We start from the raw sequence: 21,980 nt of genomic DNA on the forward strand, positions 1-21,980 counted from the left end.
TTAGAAGAAGTGCTAGAAGATACAGAAACAACGTTAAAGCAAAGACTGGTGGGCCTGGGAAGAATTGAACTTCCGGCCTCACGCTTATCAGACGCGTGCTCTAACCAGCTGAGCTACAGACCCATGACTTATTTAAACTTAAGCTTGTAAATTGTCTACAGGCAAGATATCAATAAAAGCCTTTTTATTTGCTGATTTTCTAAACTTAACCCATCCTTCTACTTGAGCAAAAATCGTATGATCTTTACCAATACCAACATTTTTCCCAGGATGAAACTTTGTCCCCCTTTGACGAACAATTATATTACCAGAAATAACCTTTCCATTCTTTTTTATTCCCAACCTACGACCTTTAGAATCCCTGCCATTACAGGAACTACCACCTGATTTCTTAGTTGCCATATTTCACCTCTGACTCTTGAAGATTGATTTCATTAATACAAAGAACAGTTACATACTGCCTATGACCAGTTTTCCTACGATAATTTTTCCTTCTCTTCTTCTTAAAAATTAGAAGCTTTTGCCCTCTACATTGCTCAAGTACTTTAGCTTTAACAATAGCGTTAGGTGAATAAAATAAACTGCCATCTGAAGAAAGGCAAACTACCTTATTAATTTCTACTTCCTTTCCATCTTCAGCCTCTAATTTTTCTACCTTTATTACACTACCTTTTTTTACTAAATACTGCTTCCCACCTGTTTCAATCACCGCAAACATATAAATATACAATTTCACTATTAATCTTAATTTTGAGTATGCTATACAGGATGTCAAGGCAAATAATTTCCATGTAACATATAAAAAACAGTTCTAATGACAGGAATGCACCATAAGTAAACCACAAAGTTCTCTGATTGATGTTTAACAACATAATAACAATAATATACACTTTTAGTATTAACCTTGATATTGGTGCTTTAATAATATTTTTCTATATCATCTCTTTCTTCTAATAAATCAAGTGAAGCAAAGCGTTGTCCTTTCATCTTTGACATATAATACCAGCACCTGCTATTTAATATGTATTATACTCTACCTAAACACTTCTCTTTTACTACTAGTATCAACAATATAATTAAATTTTTATGTATTCTCTTTTCACACATGTTAATATATCTCGTGCTTATGCTTCATGGCTATGTAATTTTACAAATATCAGCATAGATGATAAAAAATAATAAGTCTACATTGCTATACATAAATGTATAGAGCATAAGTTTTAAAATATTACAGATATGCCTTTAATATAAAGCTAATTACTTAATCTTTTACGTAAAATCGAATTTACAACATCAGGATTAGCCTTTCCTTTAGTAAGTCTCATAACTTCACCAATTAGAAATCTATACAATTTTATTTTGCCGCTTTTATATTCTTGGACTTTATCTTGGTTATCATTAACGACTTTATCAACAACTTCTGATATCTGATTCTTATCAGTTATTTGCCTTAAGCCATGCTCTTCTATAATAAGAGAAGCAGATTTGCCAGTCTTAAACATAATATCAAAAATATGCTTACCAAGTTTGGCAGATATAGTTCCATCAACAATAAAATCCAGGAGTCTTGATAAGTCATTTGCTTTAATTGGTGAATGTACAATATCAATACCAGCTTTATTCAAACGACCAAGAAGCTCTACAGTCAACCAAGTAACTACAAGCTTTGAATCGTGTTTTTTTATCAACTCCTCAAAGTAATCAGCAATCGCCTTATCAGAAATGATAACATCTGCATCGCATTCGTTGATACCAAATTCATTAATATATCGAAGTTTTTTTTGGTCCGGCAACTCAGGTAAAGACGACTTAATTAGATCAATCCTGTCCTGACTTACTTTAACAGGCAGTAAATCAGGCTCTGGAAAATACCTATAGTCACCTGTATCTTCTTTATTACGCATCACCTCTGTTTTTCCCAAAGCAACATCAAATAATAGAGTATCTTGAATTACTTCTCCCCCATTTTCTAAAATCTCAATTTGCCTTTGTACTTCGCAATCTATAGCTTGAACAATATAGCGTATTGAGTTTAGGTTTTTTATTTCACAACGAGTGCCAAATGTGCTTCTGCCTTTTAGACGAACAGAAACGTTTGCATCACAACGAAGTGAACCATTTTCCATATCCCCATCACATGAACCAACATAACGTAAAATCTGCCTCAGTTTTTTCATAAATTCTGCAGCTTCTATGGATGACCTAAGGTCTGGTTCTGAAACAATTTCCATTAAAGCAATCCCAGCACGATTTAAATCAACGTAAGTTTTACTTTCTCCATGAATGCTTTTCCCTGCATCTTGCTCCAAATGAATCCTTGCAATCCTTATCCCTTTTTTATTATTGTCAATAAACACTCTGCCGTTTTTAACTATTGGCTCAAAAAACTGAGTTATCTGATAACCTTGCGGTAAATCAGGATAGAAATAATTTTTTCGATCAAAGTGGGAACACTTATTAATTTCTGCAGAAAGCGCAAGACCAGTTCGTATTGCCTGTTCTACAGAGTAGTAATTCAGTACTGGTAATGTGCCTGGCATCGCTGCATCAATTAAAGAAACTTGAGTATTATGCTCAGCACCAAACTTGGCTGATGAACTAGAAAAAAGTTTTGCCTTGGAAGAAACTCGAGCGTGAACCTCGAGTCCAATTACTGCCTCCCAATTCTCCTTTGTCATCCATTTAATTTAAACAATAACCTTGATATTTTACAAAATTAGCACAAAAAGTCAAAATAAAATTCATATTTTTATATCTTTATCTTAATTTTTTAGCTTAAAGCTTAAAAAATTATCACCTGTAAAGGAATGCTATAGTCTTAAGCAGAAATATAAAAATCACTTAGCAACTTTATTTAGGGCACTTTATTTGTAACGTCAAAGTTATTTAGTTCTTTCAACTTATTTGGAGACTAAATTACTGGATAGTCAAAAAACTGGTACCTTCTATCTCTCAAGAATCTTTATTACTATATAACTTAAAATGAACTTACAAACTAGATAAAGAGTGCTATTCAAATGACCATAACGAATACAACACTATTTATTTTCCTCCTTTTTATCCATATCCTGGTAATCAGAATCTACTACTTTTCCTTCTTCACTATTAGGCATGGATGAATTGGAGGAGTTTTCTTCACTTTGCCTTTGAGACTCTTTATATACCACTTCTCCAAGCTTCATAGACAGTTGAGAAAGATCAGCAATTTTTTGCTGTATTAAACTAGTGTCACTGATTATATCAGATTTACCAGCTTCCTTTAACTCATTAATTGCATTTTCAATAGCAGATTTATCTTCTGGGAGAACTTTATTACCATACTCCCTAAGAGACTTTTCTGTAGAATGGATTAAACTATCTGCCTGATTCTTCACTTCAATAAATTTTTTACGTTCCTCATCTTCTTGAGCCTTCTCTTCAGCCTCTCTTACCATACGACTTATTTCATCATCGGATAACCCACCTGAAGATTGAATACGTATCTTCTGCTCCTTCCCAGTAGCTTTATCTTTTGCAGAAACATGTACTATTCCATTTGCGTCTATGTCGAACGTTACTTCAATTTGAGGAATTCCGCGAGGAGCAGGTGGTATCCCTTCTAAACTAAATTGGCCAAGTAGCTTATTATCAACTGCTAATTTTCTTTCACCTTGATATACTTTTATAGTAACAGCAGCTTGACTATCCTCTGCAGTTGAAAACACTTGAGACTTTTTAGTAGGGATTGTAGTATTACGCTCAATAAGTGGAGTAAACACCCCTCCTAAGGTTTCAATACCAAGAGAAAGTGGTGTTACGTCAAGTAATAATACATCCCTTACATCACCTTGAACAATTCCAGCTTGTATTGCAGCTCCAACTGCTACAACTTCATCAGGGTTTACACCTCTATGCGGATCCTTACCAAAGAACTCTTTAACTTTTTCTATTACTTTTGGCATACGAGTCATTCCACCAACAAGCACCACTTCGCCAATTTGACTAGAAGAAATGCCAGCATCTTCAAGAGCTTTTTTACAAGGGATCATAGTCTTCTCAATTAAATCATTGACTAAGCTTTCAAGCTTAGCCCTTGTTAACTTCATATTTAAGTGTTTTGGACCACTTGCATCAGCTGTGATGAATGGAAGATTTATTTCAGTTTCCATTGCACTTGATAGCTCAATTTTTGCTTTTTCTGCAGCTTCTTTGATCCTTTGCATGGCCATTGGATCATTCTTTAAGCTAATACCATTATTTTTCTTAAACTCGTCTAATAAATAATCTACTATTGTGTCATCAAAGTCTTCACCACCAAGGTGGGTATCTCCATTCGTTGCTTTTACCTCAAAAACTCCATCACCTATTTCAAGTATAGAGACATCAAATGTGCCTCCACCAAGGTCATATACCACTATTGTATGTCCATGTTTCTTATCAAGACCATAAGCAAGAGCAGCAGCAGTAGGTTCATTAACTATCCTAAGCACATTCAACCCAGCAATTTTCCCTGCATCCTTTGTTGCTTGACGTTGTGAGTCATTAAAATATGCTGGTACTGTTATTACAGCATCTTTTACTTCCTCTCCAAGATAAGCTTCTGCTGCTTCTTTCATATTCTGCAGTATGAATGCACCAATTTGACTAGGAGAGTACTCTTTACTATTATCTGTTTTAACCCATGCATCACCATTCCTTGCTGCAAACACTTTATATGGCACATTTAGATTCTTTATCTCAGCATCACTATGTTGACGGCCTATTAACCTCTTAGTAGCAAAAAAGGTATTACTTGCATTTGTAGTTGCTTGCCTTTTTGCAGGAGCACCAATTAGTCTTTCACCTGATGAAGTAAATGCAACTATAGATGGAGTAGTTCTTGCTCCTTCTTTATTTTCTATTACTTTTACGTCTTTACCCTGCATTATCGCAACACAAGAATTCGTCGTCCCAAGATCTATACCTATTGCTCTTCCCATAATAAAACTCCCTTATAAATAATATTATCTAACATAGGATATATAAGTATAGAACCTGGCAATTACAAGCCCCATTTAGGATTTCTAGTTAGCTATTAGAGCTCAAAAGACGTGAAAGCCATCTAGTTAACCAAAAATTATTTTGTAATTCACTTGAATCATCATTTTTCTCATCACGTCTACTTTCAATTTTATAACCAGAGTTTTGCAGTGGCTTACACTCGTTTGAATCGACATCATCACCACGCTTTAAAACAAACACATCTATACCTAAATTATTATCAGCATTAACATTTAATTTGATATTGAACTCTTTTTCAATTGTAGAAACCGTATCGCGTTTATTACTAAAAATATGTGCAATAATTGATCCATGTGCTGTTAAATTAAATGATCCACTTCGATTCTTACTAGCAATATATTGTAACTCTCTTAATATTGATGCAGAAATTACTTCATTTGATTTTACTTTGCCAACTCCCTTGCAGTGAAAACATTCTATAGTGTTAATTTCCTGTATGCTTGGCTTAATCCTTTGCCTTGAAAATACCATCAAACCAAAGTCGTTTATGTAGCTAAGCTGAACCCTAGCCCTATCATCTCTAAATGCTTGTTTGACAGCAAACTCAACAGCTCTACAATACTGATATTTTAACATACCAATAAAATCAACTACTATTAGCCCTGATAAACCTCTCAGATTCACTTGCCTTGATATCTCAGGCACTGCCTCCATATTAGTTCTATAAGCCGTTTCTTCTATGCTATCTTCCCCAGTCATTTTCCCAGAGTTTACATCTATTGAAACAAATGCTTCAGTTAAAGTTATTATTAATGAACCTCCAGAAGGTAATTTTACTCTATTGCTATATAGCTCAGAAACTTGATCCTCAATTCCATAGTAAGTAAATATTGGGATAAACCCTCTATACAACCTATAACGTAACTTACTGCCTTTTAACACATTTTCAGCATATTGTCTAACTGACTCAAAAGCCTCCTTTCCAGATACTATAATTTCTACATCATTGCTACAAAGATCACGAATGGACCTCATAATTAAATCTGCTTCATTATAAATCAAGGATGGAATATTTGCAGAAAAAGCATTTTTTTGAATATCCTGCCACAATGAAAATAAATAATTATAATCTTGTTCAATCTCTTTTTTGCTTTTTCCTGAGCCAACAGTTCTTATTATTAAACCTGACTTTTTTGGTAAGTTTATTGAATCGAGTATATCTTTTAATTGCTTTCTAATATTAGAATCTTCAACTCTTCGAGATATCCCACCTCTATTTATAGAATTTGGCATAAAAATACAGTACCTACCTACTAAAGTTATATAAGTTGTAAATGAGGCACCTTTGTTACCTCGTTCCTCCTTAGTCAGTTGAACTAACATTTTTTGATTAACTGTAATAACATCCTGCAACTTGTATTTTTTATATAAAGGTACCTCCTTTACAAAACTACCACTGGACTCATTAATATTTTTATTAGATGTAGAATCTAAAGAGATATTTGCTGATGTACCACTATTTTCCTCTACACAATCGCTACTTGAGTAATTCTCAAAGAGAGCTTCTTTTTCCTTTTCTGGAATGTTAAAATAATCTGGAGATATTTCAGAAAAAGATAAAAACCCTTGCTTATTTTTACCATATTCAATAAATACAGCCTGTAAAGAAGGCTTTATACGCTTAACATAGGCAACATATATATTACCTCTTAACTGTTTTTTCTCTTTAAATTCTTGTTCAAATTCTACAACCTTATTATTAACTGACAAAGCAACTCTCACTTCATCAGAACAGATAGAATTTTCTATTAACAGTAACCTTTTACCACTACTTGCCACTTGCCTTTCGTTCTGAATTTAACTCTATATTATCAACATACCACAGGTTGTCAAGAATCTTGCGATCTATACCACCTAAAAGGTATAAAGTAGTTGACTTTTACTGTTCTGTGTGATAAAATTATAGAAGAATTATACTATTATATTAAATATGGCAAAAAAAAATGTTTCTTTGCTTGTTAAGTTAGTTAGTAGTGCAACCAAAAGAATAAGCACAGGTGAAAAAAAACTAACAGGTTATTTTTATATAAAAAAGCGTAATCCCAAAAAACTCACTAGAAAACTGGAATTTAGAAAATACGATCCGGTAGTCAGGAAGCATGTTTTATTTAAAGAAGAAAGATTAAAGTAATTCTCTACAAGAAAGTTTTTTGTCATGCAAGATCTACAATTAAATTATCCAATACTGATAGAACTGAATAACATAAAAAGCACAAAACTGAAGTTGATAAAAATCATTGCACAGCTAATAAGTAAAAAATACAAAACACAAAAGAAAGCAGCAACCGCCTTAGGAATTGACCAACCCAAAGTATCTCAAATTAATAAGTCAAAAATTGAAGGGTTTTCGTTAGAGTACATGCTTAACTTATTAGTCACACTTGGTCAAGATATATGCATAGAAATAAGGGATAATTCTGAATCTATGTAATGAAATTTACTATTCACTTTCATTTGATCTACTACAATAGTACCAATAAAAACTTTTTGAATAGGGTTTAACGAATAAACCAAATCATGAGAGAACTAATTAAAAGTTTCCATTTTAAAAATTCTGTTTCAGTATTTATAAGTATAAATATCAAAAGCTGTTAGACTACTAAGCATAGATCTGAAGAATAATAGTCTTCCAGATTAAACAAACTGCTAGTATAGTTCTTATAATATTGATCAAAATCTCTCCATTTCCTTTGCACTATCACTGTATTTTTGCCACTTAAAATTATCGGCATGATGTATCTTATCTCGAGTTTGCTTATGTTAAATCTTAATGCTTTACAGCCCATTTTTTTAATCTGCAGCTCAAAGAATAAGGTGCTGTATCAATATTCACACAAGATATTGCAATTTAGGACTTAGCTGCTGCACAACCTTTCCTACTAAAGTGAAGAACAAATAAACTATAAACACCTATGACAAGGCAATCTTACGCAATATTAAAGCAACAATACGCTTACATTTTTACTAAGTGCATGAAATTATAATATAAAACAGAACTCTCTCTGATTATTTCAATAATAATAAACTTTAGTTATGAGCCACTTTTAAATCTTGTAGGTAATTTGCCTCAGTGAATTTAGATCGCCATGTTGATACTTCACAGGCCTAGTTTTGTTAAAAACACAGAAAATACATGCTAGTATGATTTATTTTTATATAAAAATAGTCTTGTTAACAACAAGTAACAAATACTAGCTGATCTAATAAAACTAGAAGTCTAAGTTAAAGGTGAAACACATACTGATCTTTTTACCTTAAATAAGGTAATTAAGGATTATTAGACTCTACTTGTCCATATACGTTTTACTTTTAAATAACATGCTACTTCTAATTTTACTAAAACAGGTAATCGTTATCAGAAAAACTGATAAATTTCCACCTGAGATCATGGCTCATTATCTAAATCTAACTCCTAACATTTTCTACTTACCTTAACAATAAGGTATCACAGTCTCATTTATAGCTCATAAGTAGATTTAGTCTTTAAATGATATACCTGAAAAATATCATAGTAAAATCATAACTACATACTCTTTTTAAGAGTAGATACACTAAAATATATACTATTATAGTAAATTTATATCACACTAAAATAAATATAGAAAGAAACTTGTAAAATATGACTAGTGGCTGAGGAGGGATTTGAACCCACGGCCAAGAGATTATGATCCTCCTGCTCTACCAATCTGAGCTACTCAGCCTAATTAAAAACCTTACTATACATATAGTCTATATGTTTTGTATAATAACTCACATCAAATAAAGACTCAAGCTTCTTAGAATCAATAACTTTAAACAAAGACTCATCTTTCTTCAATTCAGAAAGAAAATCACTATTATCTTGTTTCACCTTCATCGCGTTACTTTGAACAATTTCATATGCTTCTTCTCTTGTTAAACCACTACGTACTAACTCAAGCAACACACGTTGCGAGAAAATTAGACCTTTTGAAGAGCTCAAGTTTTTTTCAACATTTTTTTTATTAATCACTAATTTATCTATTAGATCTGTTAATCGCACTAAGGCAAAATCCATCACTATGCAAGCATCAGGAGCAATGCACCTCTCTACAGAAGAATGTGAAATATCACGTTCATGCCATAATGCAACATTTTCTAATGCAGGAAATATATAACTTCGTATTAAACGCGATAGCCCAGTCAAATTTTCACTTAAAATAGGATTGCACTTATGTGGCATAGCAGAACTTCCCTTTTGTCCAGTGGAGAAATACTCAGAGATTTCTGCAATTTCAGTTCTTTGCAAATGACGGATTTCAATAGCAACATTTTCTATTGAGCTTGCAATAATACCTAAAACTGAAAAAAACATAGCATGCCTATCACGAGGAATCACTTGAGACGAAACAGTTTCAGGTATAAGACCCATCTTCTCTGCTACATATTCTTCAACAAACGGATCAATATTTGCAAAATTCCCTACTGCACCTGACATTTTACAAGTTGAGATTTCTTTTTGTGCATTAACCAACCTTTGGTAGCTTCGCTTGAACTCTGCATAAAACCTAGCAAATTTTAACCCAAGTGTTGTCGGTTCTGCGTGCATTCCGTGACTTCGCCCAATACATACAGTATCTTTATAGCCCTCAGCCTTTTCTTTTAATATTGCAAGCAAATTTTTTAAATTCTCAAGTAGAAGATCACATGATTCTTTTACCTGCACAGCGAGACATGTATCCAATACATCGGAACTTGTCATCCCATAATGAAGGTAGCGAACATCAAGCCCGACTTTTTCAGCAATATAAGTTAAAAAAGCTATAATGTCATGCTTTACAGTGAATTCAATTTCATTGATACGTTCAGTATCAAATACAATAGTGCTGGAAAGCTTTTTAGCAACATAATTTGGGATCACTCCTAACTTCGCTTGAGCCTCACAGGCTAATCTTTCTATTTTGAGCCATATATCAAATTTATTGCTTTCCTTCCAGATAGAAGACATTTCTTTGCGACTATAACGAGGAATCATTGAAAAAAAACCTCAAATTTTATTCGGGTGTTAAGCACTTGGTAATATCAATTTAGCTATAAAAACATTCATGCAAACAAAATCAGAAATTCACTTATGATTAACCTTATCACTAGTTCCCTCCTTGCTTAAGTCCTGTCCATGCTCTTCTTGCTGTTGGAGCTTTTGTCTTCGCAATTTTGCCTGTCTCAACTCATATGCATCCATTTCTGACCTAACAACATACACAGTAATTGGTATAACTATCTTGCTATGAAGTTCTATATTAACTTGATATTCACCTAAATTTTTTACTTTTAGCCCATTAAAAGATATCTTGCGATGATCAATTTCATGAACTTTCAACAAAGACTTTGCAATTTCCTTAGTAGTTACAGATCCAAAAATCTTGCCATCTTCAGAAGCTTGCTTCACTAATACTACAAACTCATCTGCAAGAGACGCTGCTAGCTCTTTTGCTAAACTTAACTTTCTCATATTTTCACTTTCTAAAAAGGAACGTTGCTCTTCCAGTTTTGCTATGTTCTCCTTAGTAGCTCTGACTGCCTTCTTTTGTGGAAAAAGAAAATTACGTGCATAACCAGGCTTCACTTTCACAACCTCACCTAACTTACCTAGAGTTCTTATTTCTTCCTTTAAAATCACCAACATAAATCACCTAAATTTTTCTAGTACAATATGGAACAAGGGCTAAAAAACGTGCTCTTATAATTGCTAACCGCAATTTCCTTTGCTTTCTTGCAGACACATTTGTTAGCCTTCTAGGTAATATCCTACCATAGTCAGAGGTAAACTTAGATAACAAATCAGTATTCTTATAATCTATATCTTCATCCTTAGATGCAGCAAGAGGACAAATTTTAGGACGCCTAAACCCAGCTCTATTATTCGCAGGCACATAGGAATCGTTAAAATTATTCCGTTTCTTTACCATTAGAAACTTTGCTCCTCAATTTGCCTATTCATCATATAAGATTTACCTTCAAAAAATTTGTCAACTTGTATAGATAGGTGGCGAATAATATTCTCATTAAGCTTTACTCTACGTACAAATTCTTTCATAATACTTGAAGTAGAACCTATACACATCATACAGTAATGACCACTTTTCATTTTGTTTATTGGATATGCGAAGTCTAGTAACCCCCAATATTCATATTTTACCAACCCAGAAGCTTCAATATTTTCTAAAAGCACTTTCAACGTTTCATTCAACTGATCTAAGTTTACTATTTCATGATCCTTCAAAGTATCTTGAAAAATCTTTGCTAAACTATCTGAGATGTTTTTTTTTAAAACACTTACTACGTTATGAATGAATGAGCTCTTAGAAATTTGCTTATTACCCTCTAAAAGTTTTATAAAACCCTGTGTTGTCCCCAAACCTTTTAATTCACTTTTCAATTCCTTACCAATTCTCAATTTGATTTCTTTTAAATTTGAAAGATCTTCCTTCAGCTCAATCCATAAAATTTTTGAAAAATTTTCCAAGAAATTAGAATAATCAACTAAACTCTCTTGAACAGCTTTAGAGCTTACTTCTAGTTCTTGCTCCGCAAGCTTGTTTTTTTCCAGAAAGCCTTTGACTTTTTGAAAAATAATATCATTCTTAATACTCCTAAATAAGAGAGATAATTCTTGAACCATTTCTTCTACTTCTTGCTGTAATAAACTCTGCTGCACTATAAAAGTAAACTCGTAAAGACTCACTATATCTCCCCTAAGTACGGATTAAATATTTCATTATATAGAACCTTTTCATATAAGCAAGCTATTTGTGTTAATCTCCATGTCTTTAACCCAACTTAAATTAGATATCTCATAAATAACCTGAGGAGTAATTGAATACGTGTTCGGTAACAAAATACTTACCTTACTCTTCTCAAAAGAGAGCTCTAACATTACTTTCGCTATACCACCATCTTTTAATACTGAATTTAATTCTATAGCAACTTTTCGTGAATCTGCACTCCCAGTTAAGACTAACCCTTTAATTATAGAAGTAATTCTTTCTGTGAATTCATATATATCACTTCCCACCAATCTTGTCATATTTTCTGAAATTTCAAGATCAATTATAACAAACGTACCTGGTGAAAATAGATTCCTCTTCTTCTCTATTATTTCATTTTTGTAAAATGCTATTTCAGAAACATTATATGGATCAGAAAGTGTGAGTATGATAAATCTTCCGTGCTCTGAGGTTCTTATACGTACACTTAATACTACACCAGCAGTTTTCATTGCTCTACTCTCTCCAATAAACCCAATGTTTAATTTTTTTAAGAGAGTCTTAAATCTTTCAAGTGGATGATTGGTTAAGTAAAATCCTAATGAAAATAACTCGTATTCTAATCTCTTATCCTCACTAAAATCCTTCACATCTTCAAGTTTAGGCTTTAAAACATCAAGACTATCAAACAAAACAGTCTGGTTCGATTCCTTATCCTGCCTATTTTTATTCGCAAAGTAAATCAATTTGTCCATTGATTCATATAACTGTTTTCTGTTTTGATGTATATTATCAAACACTCCAGCCTTAATTAAACTCTCTAGTGCTCTTTTATTTATTAAACTCCTAGAATTTTTGATAAATTCCCATATATTTTGATAAGTATTTGAATTTCTGTTCACTATTCCCTCTGCTATAGAGAACCCAACATTACGCAAAGCAGCAATACCATAGCGTATATTTTTACCCTCTATCGAGAATAGAGCTTGAGATTTATTTATGTTAGGTGGAAGGACAACAATCCCACAAAGCTTTGCAGCATGGTAAAACAAATTTAATTTATTTCTGTCACTGATATTTAAATTCATCAATGCTGTAAAAAATTCTAATGGATAGTTAGCTTTAAGGTAAGCTGTTTGGTAAGATATTACAGCATACGCAGCTGCATGGGATTTATTAAATCCGTAACCAGCAAATTTTGCAACAAGGTCAAAAATATAACTTGCTCTATCATAATCAACACCATTTTTCGCTGCACCTTGAATAAAAAGCTGACGTTGCTTATCCATCTCTTCCTTGATTTTCTTACCCATAGCACGCCTTAGCAGATCTGCTTCAGCTAGGCTATATCCAGAAAGAACACGTGCTATTTCCATTACCTGTTCTTGATAGATTATCACTCCAAATGTTTCTTTTAATACTACTTCTAGTAACGGATGAATATAATCCGGGTTTTCAAGTCCATGTTTTCTTGCAATATAAGTTGAAATATTGTCCATAGGCCCTGGGCGATAAAGGGAGATCAAAGCAATGATATCCTCAATACAATCTGGCTTTAACTTAACTAAAGCCTCCCTCATCCCAGAACTTTCAAGCTGAAATACCCCAATTGCATCACCTCTCGAGAGCATTTCATAGGTTCTGTAATCATTTAAAGAAATTGAAGAAATATCAATTTTTTCCCCATTAATGCTAATTAAACGGCACACATGGTCTATTAGCGTTAGCGTACCAAGTCCAAGGAAATCAAATTTTATTAGCCCAGCTTTCTCCACATATTTCATACTATATTGAGTGATTGGCAAGGTAGAACTTGGATCATAATAAACAGGAACAAAATTTTCCAATTTTTGATCGCATATCACAATTCCTGCAGCATGAGTTGAAACGTGACGACATATTCCTTCAAGTTTAAGAGAGATATCAAGGAGTTTTGCAATCACTTTATCACTATCTCGTTCTTTTTGGAGATTTTGATCAAGCTCTATTGCTTGTGATAAAGTTACAGGATTTACAGGATTAAATGGAACCATCTTAGATATCTTATCTACTTGAGCATAAGGCATCTGTAATACCCTGCCAACATCACGTAGTACAGCTCTTGCTTGCAATTTTCCAAAGGTGATTATTTGGGCAACGTAACCATATTTTTTACGAACATAATCAATAACTAAGTCCCTCTTTTCTTGACAAAAATCAATATCGAAATCGGGCATTGATACACGATCAGGATTCAAAAATCTTTCAAAGATAAGGCCAAATTTCATCGGATCAAGTTCTGTAATCCGCAGTGCCCAGGCAACAATTGACCCAGCACCAGAACCTCTTCCTGGACCAACTGGAATGCCATTTGCTTTACTCCAGCGTACAAAATCAGAAACTATCAAAAAATATCCAGAATAATTCATCGAGGTTATCACGTTCAGTTCATAATTCAACCTGCTATAGTATTGATCAAGATCTATGTCTGTTTGATTTGCAATACGCAATTCTAACCCTGTAATCGCTTGCTCTCTTAGTTCTTCATTCTCAGTTCTATTCTCTTTACAAGAAAATTTAGGCAAAATAGGCTGTCTGCTCTTCGGCATGTAAGAGCATCGTCTAGCTACTACTGAAGTGTTATAAATTGCCTCAGGAATATCACTAAATAACTCCTCCATTTCTATTACAGACTTAAAATAATGTTCAACGGTTGGTTTTTTTCTATTATCACCTAGAATATAATCAGCATCTGATATGCAAGTTAATATTTCGTAAGCTTCATAGTCAGACCTATTCAGAAAAAATACATCATTCGTTGCAATGAGTGGTATATTGTGCTGGTAAGCAAATCCTATCAAGATTTCTTCAAGTTCTAAATTCTTATTAAGACCATGACGCTGTAATTCAATATACAAATGTTCATTGAACGCTGATAATAGTCTTTTTACTGTTTCTTCATCTTTCTTCAATAAGAGTTGAGCTAGTATTCCGTCATATCCACCAGTTAAAGCTACTAGACCTGAACTTAAATTTAATAATTCAGTAAAATCAACATGAGAAATACTGTTGCTGTTCTTGCGCTTTCTAAAAGATTCACTTACTAAAGTGACTAAATTTGTATACCCCTTCTCATTTTTTGCGAGTAACAATATAGGTAAATTTTGCTCTGAGTGACGAACTATAATATTGCATCCCACTATTAACTGTATCCCGCTACTTGCTGCATATTCTGCAAATTCAAGCGAGCCAAACAAGTTACCTGAATCAGTGACTGCAACTGCTGGCATTCTATACTGTAAGCAAAGTCTGATTAATTCCTCAATTTTAACTGAACTCTCAAGCAATGAATAAATACTGTGAACACGCAAATGTATGAACATAAAAAAACTTTAAATCAGTAATATAAAGAATACCATTAATCTACCTGCAGTGATACAATTCCATATCACTGAAATAGAAGCTTACACAAGATATAAAAAAAGATTCTTTGTAATCTATCTACTACACCTTATTTCAAAATGAAAGGTGCTTAATTTTCTACCATGATATCATGTTACAACTTTACTGCCTTCCTCTATAAGAGATTTTTACCTATCTAAAAGCCTTAGAATATTTTTATAAAGTGCTAAAAGCAATACACAAACAGTTACAGGTTAAGTAAAACTGTTTCATACAAAATAATGTTTCACTAAAAATCCAGCAGTACCTTACTTTGATAATACATCCTCAGGATAGTATATCTACTTCATTGGGAGTAATTCGTTTCCTCAAAATGTAACTTTTTCAGCCCTATTTTGTAGCTAGGATAGATCAGAGAGATATTAAGATCTTTTTTAATTTTGAAGTTACTTACTTTTTTTGATCCTAAGTAAAAACTTTGTACATAGTTTGGCAAAGAGGAAATTTCTACTAGTTTCGGAACACTGATGTTTAGTAGTCTAGCTGCATACGCTACTACTTCTGATTGTGTAGCAGGTAGATCATCTGCACAGTTATATATTTCTCCAGGTTTTTTATTTTGCATGGAAGAAAATAGAATATTAGATACATCACTAACATGGATACGAGAAAAAAGATGACCCTTCTTTCGTACATTTCTTGCTTTATTAAATTTCAAATCAATTAACACATTTCTGCTAGGACCGTATATCCCAGATAAACGGAAAATATGTACAGGTAGTTTGCTATCCAGCCATTTTTTTTCAGCTTTGAGACGATTTTTTCCTCTGCTTTCCACAGGCCGTGTTTCAGACTCTTCTGTAACCCAATTACCAGCATGATCACCATAAACATTAGTTGCAGACAAATATCCAAGCCATTTGATATCTTGAAAATAATGACCATATCTTTCTAGTACATCATCGCCACCTGGAGGAATAGAAACTAAAATATGTGTTACACCATGAAAAGCACTTTTATCTACATTATCGTAATTAAAGAGATTAATGTCTTGCATGTTTTTATCCCTTGAAGTACCACCAATTTTCCAATTTAAATCTAGCAAATTTTTTGATAAAAATTTAGCTACATACCCATAACCAAAGCAAAATAAGTACATAAATTAGCTCTTAAAATTTCTCTTGATAAACTCTACACCTAACTTTATTCCCTCTTCATTGATAATATGCCCTAATCCATGCATTGGATATCCCTCAACACTTACATCATTTTCTTCTAGAGCTTTAACTGCTAAACCAAGAGAAGAAAAAGGTACTACATTGTCAGCATCTCCATGAATAACACAAACATTAGGTTTTGATTTGATTTTTGGTGCAACTTTTAAAGGGGAAAGGAATCTACCGGAGTACATAACAACCGATGCACAAGATTGAGAGCGAGTAAGAGCTGTGTTTATTGCAAGCATCGCTCCTTGGGAAAATCCAACTAAAGAGAGTTGTGCATCTTTTAAGGAAAACTTTTTTAATTCTGTATCAATAAAGTGATTTATTATTAATGTAGCATTTTCTACTCCATTGTATAATGCTTCTTCACTGCGATTCTCTAAACTAAACCACTGATAACCGTTACCTACTTCTCTTTTAAACGGAGCATCCGGTACTATAAAACATGAACTAGGTAAAGATTTGCTCATAATCTTAGCAAGATGAATAAAATTACTACCGCTCGATCCCCACCCATGTAAACAAACAATCAAATTTTCTCTATCTCTATTTCCACAAATCTCCATACTTTTTAGCTTAATCATTTTTCCCTTTTTTTTATTTATATCTTTATCTAACATTAATTTAAAGTTCTGTAAAAGCTATATTCAATGCTATATTGTATTAATACAAGGTGAAAGAAACTAAGTTTTCACAAAGGATTATTTAGATATATATTTTAGTTTATTTAAAAGAAACTATGAATACTGATGAAATAGTTTTAAAGATTTATAAACCAACAAAAACTGTAACACAATCTGGCTTAGGTAATACACGCTTCTGGTATCTAAAAACTACTAATCCAGATTCTTACTATATTGAACCACTGATGGGATGGGTTGGTTCAAAAAATACAAAAAAACAAATTATATTAAAGTTTGATTCCCTTGAACAGGCAATATCTTACGCAAAAAGACGCAACGTTAAGTATAAAGTTGAAATGCCAAGGAGCATCAAGAGGTTACCTAAATCTTATACAAGTAACTTTACATCAAAGTCTCAGGTAACTTTAATATAAATAAAGTTTGCTATTCTGATAGAAGAATGATACTGTCCTGCTAACAAACTGACTAATTTGAGTAGAGAAAAATAATTGCAGCTCTCTCAGAAAATTTTCATTTGTAGAAATGAATACTTTTAAAAACTTCTCTAAGAGAAATTGTTTCTCTTTAAGAGAACAAAGGGGAAGCACTAAGAAAAACATAGCATTATCATTTCCTTGTCATATATAGTAATTCTATTAATAAATCATATAAAACTGTTTTTATATTATTTTGCAATAAAAGCAATGAAATATTAATACCTAGCAAAATTCTGCAATAAGTTAGAGTTATTTTTATCATTTCCATTATTAACCTCATTAAAGATGAAAATCTAAAACTTGAAGTTTGTAATGCAAATAGCTAGAAGTATTGAATGCATACAATACAATTGCACTTTGCATACTTTCCCTTCTAAGAAAGCAAAACAGATTATGTATGTAACATAAAGTTCCTTAAAGGATAAAGAAAATATCATTAGTGATATATTACATCAAGTGTATTTACTAAATTCCTTATAAGGAATCTCATAAAAATAGCTAGAACTTTTGCTAATACTATATCTATACAGCAATAAGCAGCCACAGATGTAAAAAATACTCAATAAACAACTAGCTTCCAGCCTTGCAACATTGACATTGTTAATACTAAATACAGACCTTAGCTTAAGAATTAAATGAAAAAACTGAAAATTATTGTTTTTATCTCTACATAGAAACCAACTCTTAACTCTAGAGATAATTGGAATTAACCCAGATAAAAATGCCATACCTAACTTAAAAAGTAGACTAGTCCAAAACACTTAAATACTCTTCACTAAAGAACTATTTATTAAATTTAAGCATTAGTTCCAACTCTTAAGAGAGACAAACTAAGAGATTCATTTGATAATTTTAATCATAACAAACTAAAAATAATATTTATCCAACTAACTAACAAAATTATGCTATACTATGATTAATTCATTAATTGATAAAAGTTAAAATTTCTCAGTATCTGAATAGATAATTTGAAAACTCTTAAATAATTTAGGCACAAGAGAGCTTAATGACATTATTTACAATTTGCCATAATATAAGAAGACTAAATTGCCGATTGATAACCTTGGCAATCAAGATAATCCAAAGTTATTACGAAGTATTGTAAAAAGAAGTTTAGGACATAAAGTAAAAAATCAAAGGAGGAAATCCTTAATAAAGTTGATAGGCTGTACCCTTTGGAGAAAAGAAAAAGGTTTTTGAAAGTGTATATGATGCTCTTATTAAGGTTCCAATAACCTATAGAAGTAATAACATCACTCAATACTGATATAATTATTTTCCACTAATGTCTATAGATCATAGAGAAGGTAGCGTAGGAGTAAGGATAAGTTTAAAAAAATTTAATAATACTTTAGAGTAATTTATATGTATAGTAATTCGTAAAATAAATTTTAAACCTTGAAAAAGCAGAGAGTAACAAATGATGTTCAAAAAGTTAGCAAAAACTAGAATACAATACAAATAAAAATCACAATGATTAAGCACTAAATTACAAACAGTAAATCTCAAGGAATAATATCAGTAATAGAGACTTAGCAATTTAGAGTAATAAGCAGTTAACTAACGCTAGAAGAGATACTACCAATTGTCTGTGAAGAATTATAATTAGTAAGATATTTACTTGCTTATTCAGTGTAAGTACACTCTCAAAAATAGAGCTTTTCTGAACATTCGATTAACGTACTGAATAGAAGATAAAAAGGCTTTCTTGGACATTTCTGCATGCCTTCAGTTGATTCTTCATATGCGTAGTTAAACTTCTTTAAAAACACTTTCCCTCTAATTTCCTTTACTTACAATCTAGGTCGATTCTTTTCTTTAAAACTTTACCTTGTATGATATATTGACCTTTTTAGGTTAATTTCGACTTTTATTAAAATATCATCAAAATGATCAGATATTTTAATTCAAGTATTCAGAATATTCACTGGTGGTTCAAAAGAAGAAGTGGAACTAATGCCAGAATTCACAAAAATTTTGGATTATACTACAACTAAGTAATTATGTTCAAGAGCATAGAATAGAATGCTGTTTTGCTGATAAATTTAAGACTAGCAAGTACTACTATAAATTTTAGTCAGTTACAAGGCTGAAGAGGTATACGTCCAATGAAAATGGGACATGTCTTAAGAAAAAATTTCAACTGATGTTGATTTGCTGTTTGATTATGTTGAAATATGCATTTTAAAGTGAAGTATATTTATTAATTGTATTTATGAAACCCTGAAACTTAAACTTTACTTATATTTCGTTATAATAAATTAATTTATACACCTAAATAAAAATGATAAACACACAAGATCTATTGGCATTGATGAGAATAAGACACAGCGGGTGTTTATATGATCCAAACAAAGTAGTGAATCAGGAAAAGATCAATTTGCTGATAGAGGCAGCTCGTCTCTCTCCTTCATGTTTTGGTGATGAACCTTGGAGGTATATAATATGTAATAAGCAAAGCAATCAAAATTCATGGGTAAAATTACTAAATTGCCTTGATGAGTCGAACCAGAAATGGGCGAAAAATGCACAAGTATTAATTATATCATTAAGTGCTAAAAATTTTCGCAAGCTAGATAAGGGGAAAAACTTTTGGGCTAAGCATGATACTGGTGCAGCAAATTATGCACTTATTCTACAGGCAGCATCTGCAAACTTAATGGGACATCAAGTGGGTGGTTTTGATGGAAACAAGATAGCAAAAAAATTCAATATACCTAGTGATTTTAATATAACATCAGTGATAGCTGTTGGCTATGAAGAAGAAGGCACTAAAGTTAATGAAAAGAAAAGAAGACCAGTAGAAGAAATATTCTTTTACGATGAGTGGCCAAGTGAGCTAATTTGAATATTCCTTTCTTAATATCATAAAACAGGTTGCTTGAAAAATAGTTTTTCGTTTACTCTTTCTTAAATTTTTATTAATTTTTCAAAAAACTTTTAAAACTTAATAACCTATATCATTATCACAAATCTTCATGAAAGCCATAATAAAAAGACTGAATATACCAATCATCCCCCATGGCTAATTTTAAATTAGCATAAACAGAAGTGTTTTGCATAGAATAAATAACATATTAGACATCAATTGCTTTTAGCTTACTAAAAGCACCGGTATTAGCATAACTTCCAATCAAAATCAGAGATACACCTTAGTCAATTCTATAAATGCTTCTATAAAAAGAGAACAGAAGATTCTGGACTTCATCTTGTATACACTCAATAAATACTAAAGTAAGTATAAAACGTTTTTAGATATAATTTACTTAAGGTACACTACCTAACAGTAATAGATGATTTTTAAGTTTTAATACTTTGCTAAAATTTAGCCCTACTTTCAAAGATCTCAATCATGTATAATAAATCATCTTTATCATTATTATTTTTCTTTATTACATAAACCTGACTAAATGAGTATTACAGGTGCTACTGGTATTCCTTAAATGCTGCTATGGCTATATTATATAATTTTTAAACTTATTGAGAGGGAGATGAACAAAGCATATACATTTTATTATTTTAATTAGACCATTGATAATCTCTTACTAGAAGTTCTCCCTTATTCTACTCAAGTTAGTTAAAAGAAAACCTTATTATTGCATAATATTAACTTAATACCTATGATATAAAAATGTATCATAGTAATTAGAAAAGAAAACTCTATTTTATATATGTAGCCTTACTATTACTATAATGAAAAGTAGTATAATAAGCAAAATTCCCTATGTAATAAAGATGCATGGTACTGGCAATAACTTTATTATCATAGACTCACGGTTAACAGATAGTTTAGAATGGAGATACAGAGAAATCGCCAATCAGAACAGCTGTGATCAAATAATAGTTATAACTAACTCCAGTATAGCTGATTGCTTCATGCATATTTATAATGCTGACGGAAGCAAAGTTGAGACATGTGGGAATGCAGCCCATTGTGTTGGGTACTTAATAATGTCGGAAAAAAGTACTGAGTACGCTACCATTGAGCTAGTGAATAAGCGTATCTTAGAGTGCTTTAAGATTGGAAACAAATTTATAAAGGTAAATATGGGCAAACCTTTTCTTAGGTGGCATGAAATTCCTCTATCCATCGAGTGTGACACTCTTCACTTGCCTATAAAACTTGAGATGCTTAAAGAACCAGCCGCAGTAAACATTGGCAACCCACATATGGTCTTTTTTGTTGATAATATAGACAAAATACCATTGCTAAGCTTGGGACCAAAATTAGAAAATCATATTCTCTTCCCAAAGAAAACCAATGTTAGCATTGTTCAGATTGAAAAATCTGGAGAAATAGCTTTAAGAGTATGGGAAAGAGGTACAGGTATCACCGCTTCATGTAGTAGCGCAGCTTGTGCAGCATTTATTGCAGCTGTACTTCGTAGGTACCTAGTCACCAGGCAAACCTCAGTAAACTCACCAGGAGGGAAATTACTAGTTGAATGGGCAAATGATGTATTTGTAACTGGTAACATAGGGTTTTTATAA

17 protein-coding genes and 2 tRNA genes are annotated in these 21,980 nt (G+C 32.2%); 5 read left to right on the forward strand and 14 right to left on the reverse strand.

Annotated elements, in window-relative coordinates:
• Positions 1-46: 46 nt before the first annotated feature.
• The 6 genes from GOY13_RS02205 to GOY13_RS02230 all read right to left on the reverse strand — a co-directional run bounded on the left by GOY13_RS02205 (position 47) and on the right by GOY13_RS02230 (position 6,819).
• Positions 47-123: transfer RNA gene (locus GOY13_RS02205), tRNA-Ile, on the reverse strand.
• Positions 124-138: 15 nt separating this feature from the next.
• The gene (gene rpmA, locus GOY13_RS02210) at positions 139-402 is read right to left on the reverse strand and encodes a 50S ribosomal protein L27 (RefSeq protein WP_175814193.1); all 264 of its coding nucleotides are present in this window, start codon (positions 400-402) and stop codon (positions 139-141) included.
• Complete coding sequence (gene rplU, locus GOY13_RS02215; RefSeq protein WP_175814194.1) at positions 392-718, reverse strand: 50S ribosomal protein L21; 327 nt, start codon at positions 716-718, stop codon at positions 392-394. The genes rpmA and rplU overlap by 11 nt, the downstream gene beginning before the upstream one ends.
• A gap of 535 nt (positions 719-1,253) precedes the next feature.
• Entirely contained in the window at positions 1,254-2,678 is a 1,425-nt protein-coding gene (gene gatB, locus GOY13_RS02220) for an Asp-tRNA(Asn)/Glu-tRNA(Gln) amidotransferase subunit GatB (RefSeq protein ID WP_175814195.1), read from the reverse strand.
• A 360-nt stretch (positions 2,679-3,038) separates the two neighbouring features.
• On the reverse strand, positions 3,039-4,958 hold the full coding sequence (dnaK, locus tag GOY13_RS02225) for a molecular chaperone DnaK (protein ID WP_175814196.1): 1,920 nt from the start codon (positions 4,956-4,958) through the stop codon (positions 3,039-3,041).
• Between the two features lie 88 nt (positions 4,959-5,046).
• The gene (locus GOY13_RS02230) at positions 5,047-6,819 is read right to left on the reverse strand and encodes an Rne/Rng family ribonuclease (protein ID WP_175814197.1); all 1,773 of its coding nucleotides are present in this window, start codon (positions 6,817-6,819) and stop codon (positions 5,047-5,049) included.
• A 151-nt stretch (positions 6,820-6,970) separates the two neighbouring features.
• On the opposite strand from GOY13_RS02230, the gene rpmG reads away from it, so the two are divergent.
• Both rpmG and GOY13_RS02240 read left to right on the forward strand, forming a co-directional pair.
• Entirely contained in the window at positions 6,971-7,171 is a 201-nt protein-coding gene (gene rpmG / locus GOY13_RS02235; RefSeq protein ID WP_175814198.1) for a 50S ribosomal protein L33, read from the forward strand.
• Positions 7,172-7,195: 24 nt separating this feature from the next.
• Positions 7,196-7,471, forward strand: a complete 276-nt coding sequence (locus GOY13_RS02240) for a helix-turn-helix domain-containing protein (protein WP_175814199.1) — start codon at positions 7,196-7,198, stop codon at positions 7,469-7,471.
• 1,196 nt (positions 7,472-8,667) lie between these two features.
• Here the strand turns inward: GOY13_RS02240 and GOY13_RS02245 are convergent.
• The 8 genes from GOY13_RS02245 to GOY13_RS02280 form a co-directional block, all read right to left on the reverse strand.
• Positions 8,668-8,741, reverse strand: a tRNA-Met gene (locus tag GOY13_RS02245).
• A complete protein-coding gene (gene purB / locus GOY13_RS02250) occupies positions 8,741-10,033 on the reverse strand; it encodes an adenylosuccinate lyase (RefSeq protein ID WP_175814200.1) in 1,293 nt (430 codons plus the stop codon). The genes GOY13_RS02245 and purB overlap by 1 nt, the downstream gene beginning before the upstream one ends.
• A gap of 90 nt (positions 10,034-10,123) precedes the next feature.
• Positions 10,124-10,684 (reverse strand): 50S ribosomal protein L9, encoded by a 561-nt coding sequence (gene rplI / locus GOY13_RS02255; RefSeq protein ID WP_175814201.1) that lies wholly within the window; start codon positions 10,682-10,684, stop codon positions 10,124-10,126.
• A 7-nt stretch (positions 10,685-10,691) separates the two neighbouring features.
• Positions 10,692-10,967, reverse strand: a complete 276-nt coding sequence (rpsR, locus tag GOY13_RS02260; RefSeq protein WP_175814202.1) for a 30S ribosomal protein S18 — start codon at positions 10,965-10,967, stop codon at positions 10,692-10,694.
• Entirely contained in the window at positions 10,967-11,317 is a 351-nt protein-coding gene (gene rpsF, locus GOY13_RS03490) for a 30S ribosomal protein S6 (RefSeq protein WP_369800354.1), read from the reverse strand. Before rpsF ends, rpsR begins: the two co-directional genes overlap by 1 nt.
• 474 nt (positions 11,318-11,791) lie before the next feature.
• The gene (gene dnaE, locus GOY13_RS02270) at positions 11,792-15,127 is read right to left on the reverse strand and encodes a DNA polymerase III subunit alpha (protein ID WP_175814204.1); all 3,336 of its coding nucleotides are present in this window, start codon (positions 15,125-15,127) and stop codon (positions 11,792-11,794) included.
• Between the two features lie 365 nt (positions 15,128-15,492).
• A complete protein-coding gene (locus GOY13_RS02275) occupies positions 15,493-16,305 on the reverse strand; it encodes an SDR family oxidoreductase (protein WP_175814205.1) in 813 nt (270 codons plus the stop codon).
• A gap of 3 nt (positions 16,306-16,308) precedes the next feature.
• Complete coding sequence (locus GOY13_RS02280) at positions 16,309-16,953, reverse strand: alpha/beta hydrolase (RefSeq protein ID WP_175814432.1); 645 nt, start codon at positions 16,951-16,953, stop codon at positions 16,309-16,311.
• Positions 16,954-17,108: 155 nt separating this feature from the next.
• Between GOY13_RS02280 and GOY13_RS02285 the strand changes: the two genes are divergently transcribed.
• The 3 genes from GOY13_RS02285 (at position 17,109) to dapF (ending at position 21,980) form a co-directional block, all read left to right on the forward strand.
• The gene (locus GOY13_RS02285) at positions 17,109-17,426 is read left to right on the forward strand and encodes an NADH dehydrogenase ubiquinone Fe-S protein 4 (RefSeq protein ID WP_175814206.1); all 318 of its coding nucleotides are present in this window, start codon (positions 17,109-17,111) and stop codon (positions 17,424-17,426) included.
• Between the two features lie 2,347 nt (positions 17,427-19,773).
• The gene (locus GOY13_RS02290; RefSeq protein ID WP_175814207.1) at positions 19,774-20,337 is read left to right on the forward strand and encodes a nitroreductase family protein; all 564 of its coding nucleotides are present in this window, start codon (positions 19,774-19,776) and stop codon (positions 20,335-20,337) included.
• A gap of 845 nt (positions 20,338-21,182) precedes the next feature.
• Positions 21,183-21,980: a diaminopimelate epimerase gene (gene dapF / locus GOY13_RS02295; RefSeq protein WP_175814208.1), complete on the forward strand. Its 798-nt coding sequence runs from the start codon at positions 21,183-21,185 to the stop codon at positions 21,978-21,980.

It is taken from the genome of Wolbachia endosymbiont of Cruorifilaria tuberocauda, from assembly GCF_013365475.1.
Lineage (GTDB): Bacteria > Pseudomonadota > Alphaproteobacteria > Rickettsiales > Anaplasmataceae > Wolbachia.

What these genes read in the sequence shown, in the direction of transcription:
- rplU (WP_175814194.1), bottom strand. Translation starts at nt 718, where the DNA reads ATGTTTGCGGTGATTGAAACAGGTGGGAAGCAGTATTTAGTAAAAAAA.
- rplI (WP_175814201.1), bottom strand. Translation starts at nt 10,684, where the DNA reads ATGTTGGTGATTTTAAAGGAAGAAATAAGAACTCTAGGTAAGTTAGGT.
- GOY13_RS02275 (WP_175814205.1), bottom strand. Translation starts at nt 16,305, where the DNA reads ATGTACTTATTTTGCTTTGGTTATGGGTATGTAGCTAAATTTTTATCA.
- dnaE (WP_175814204.1), bottom strand. Translation starts at nt 15,127, where the DNA reads ATGTTCATACATTTGCGTGTTCACAGTATTTATTCATTGCTTGAGAGT.
- dapF (WP_175814208.1), top strand. Translation starts at nt 21,183, where the DNA reads ATGAAAAGTAGTATAATAAGCAAAATTCCCTATGTAATAAAGATGCAT.
- GOY13_RS02290 (WP_175814207.1), top strand. Translation starts at nt 19,774, where the DNA reads ATGATAAACACACAAGATCTATTGGCATTGATGAGAATAAGACACAGC.
- GOY13_RS02285 (WP_175814206.1), top strand. Translation starts at nt 17,109, where the DNA reads ATGAATACTGATGAAATAGTTTTAAAGATTTATAAACCAACAAAAACT.
- rpsR (WP_175814202.1), bottom strand. Translation starts at nt 10,967, where the DNA reads ATGGTAAAGAAACGGAATAATTTTAACGATTCCTATGTGCCTGCGAAT.
- rpmG (WP_175814198.1), top strand. Translation starts at nt 6,971, where the DNA reads ATGGCAAAAAAAAATGTTTCTTTGCTTGTTAAGTTAGTTAGTAGTGCA.
- GOY13_RS02280 (WP_175814432.1), bottom strand. Translation starts at nt 16,953, where the DNA reads ATGATTAAGCTAAAAAGTATGGAGATTTGTGGAAATAGAGATAGAGAA.
- GOY13_RS02240 (WP_175814199.1), top strand. Translation starts at nt 7,196, where the DNA reads ATGCAAGATCTACAATTAAATTATCCAATACTGATAGAACTGAATAAC.
- purB (WP_175814200.1), bottom strand. Translation starts at nt 10,033, where the DNA reads ATGATTCCTCGTTATAGTCGCAAAGAAATGTCTTCTATCTGGAAGGAA.
- rpmA (WP_175814193.1), bottom strand. Translation starts at nt 402, where the DNA reads ATGGCAACTAAGAAATCAGGTGGTAGTTCCTGTAATGGCAGGGATTCT.
- gatB (WP_175814195.1), bottom strand. Translation starts at nt 2,678, where the DNA reads ATGACAAAGGAGAATTGGGAGGCAGTAATTGGACTCGAGGTTCACGCT.
- dnaK (WP_175814196.1), bottom strand. Translation starts at nt 4,958, where the DNA reads ATGGGAAGAGCAATAGGTATAGATCTTGGGACGACGAATTCTTGTGTT.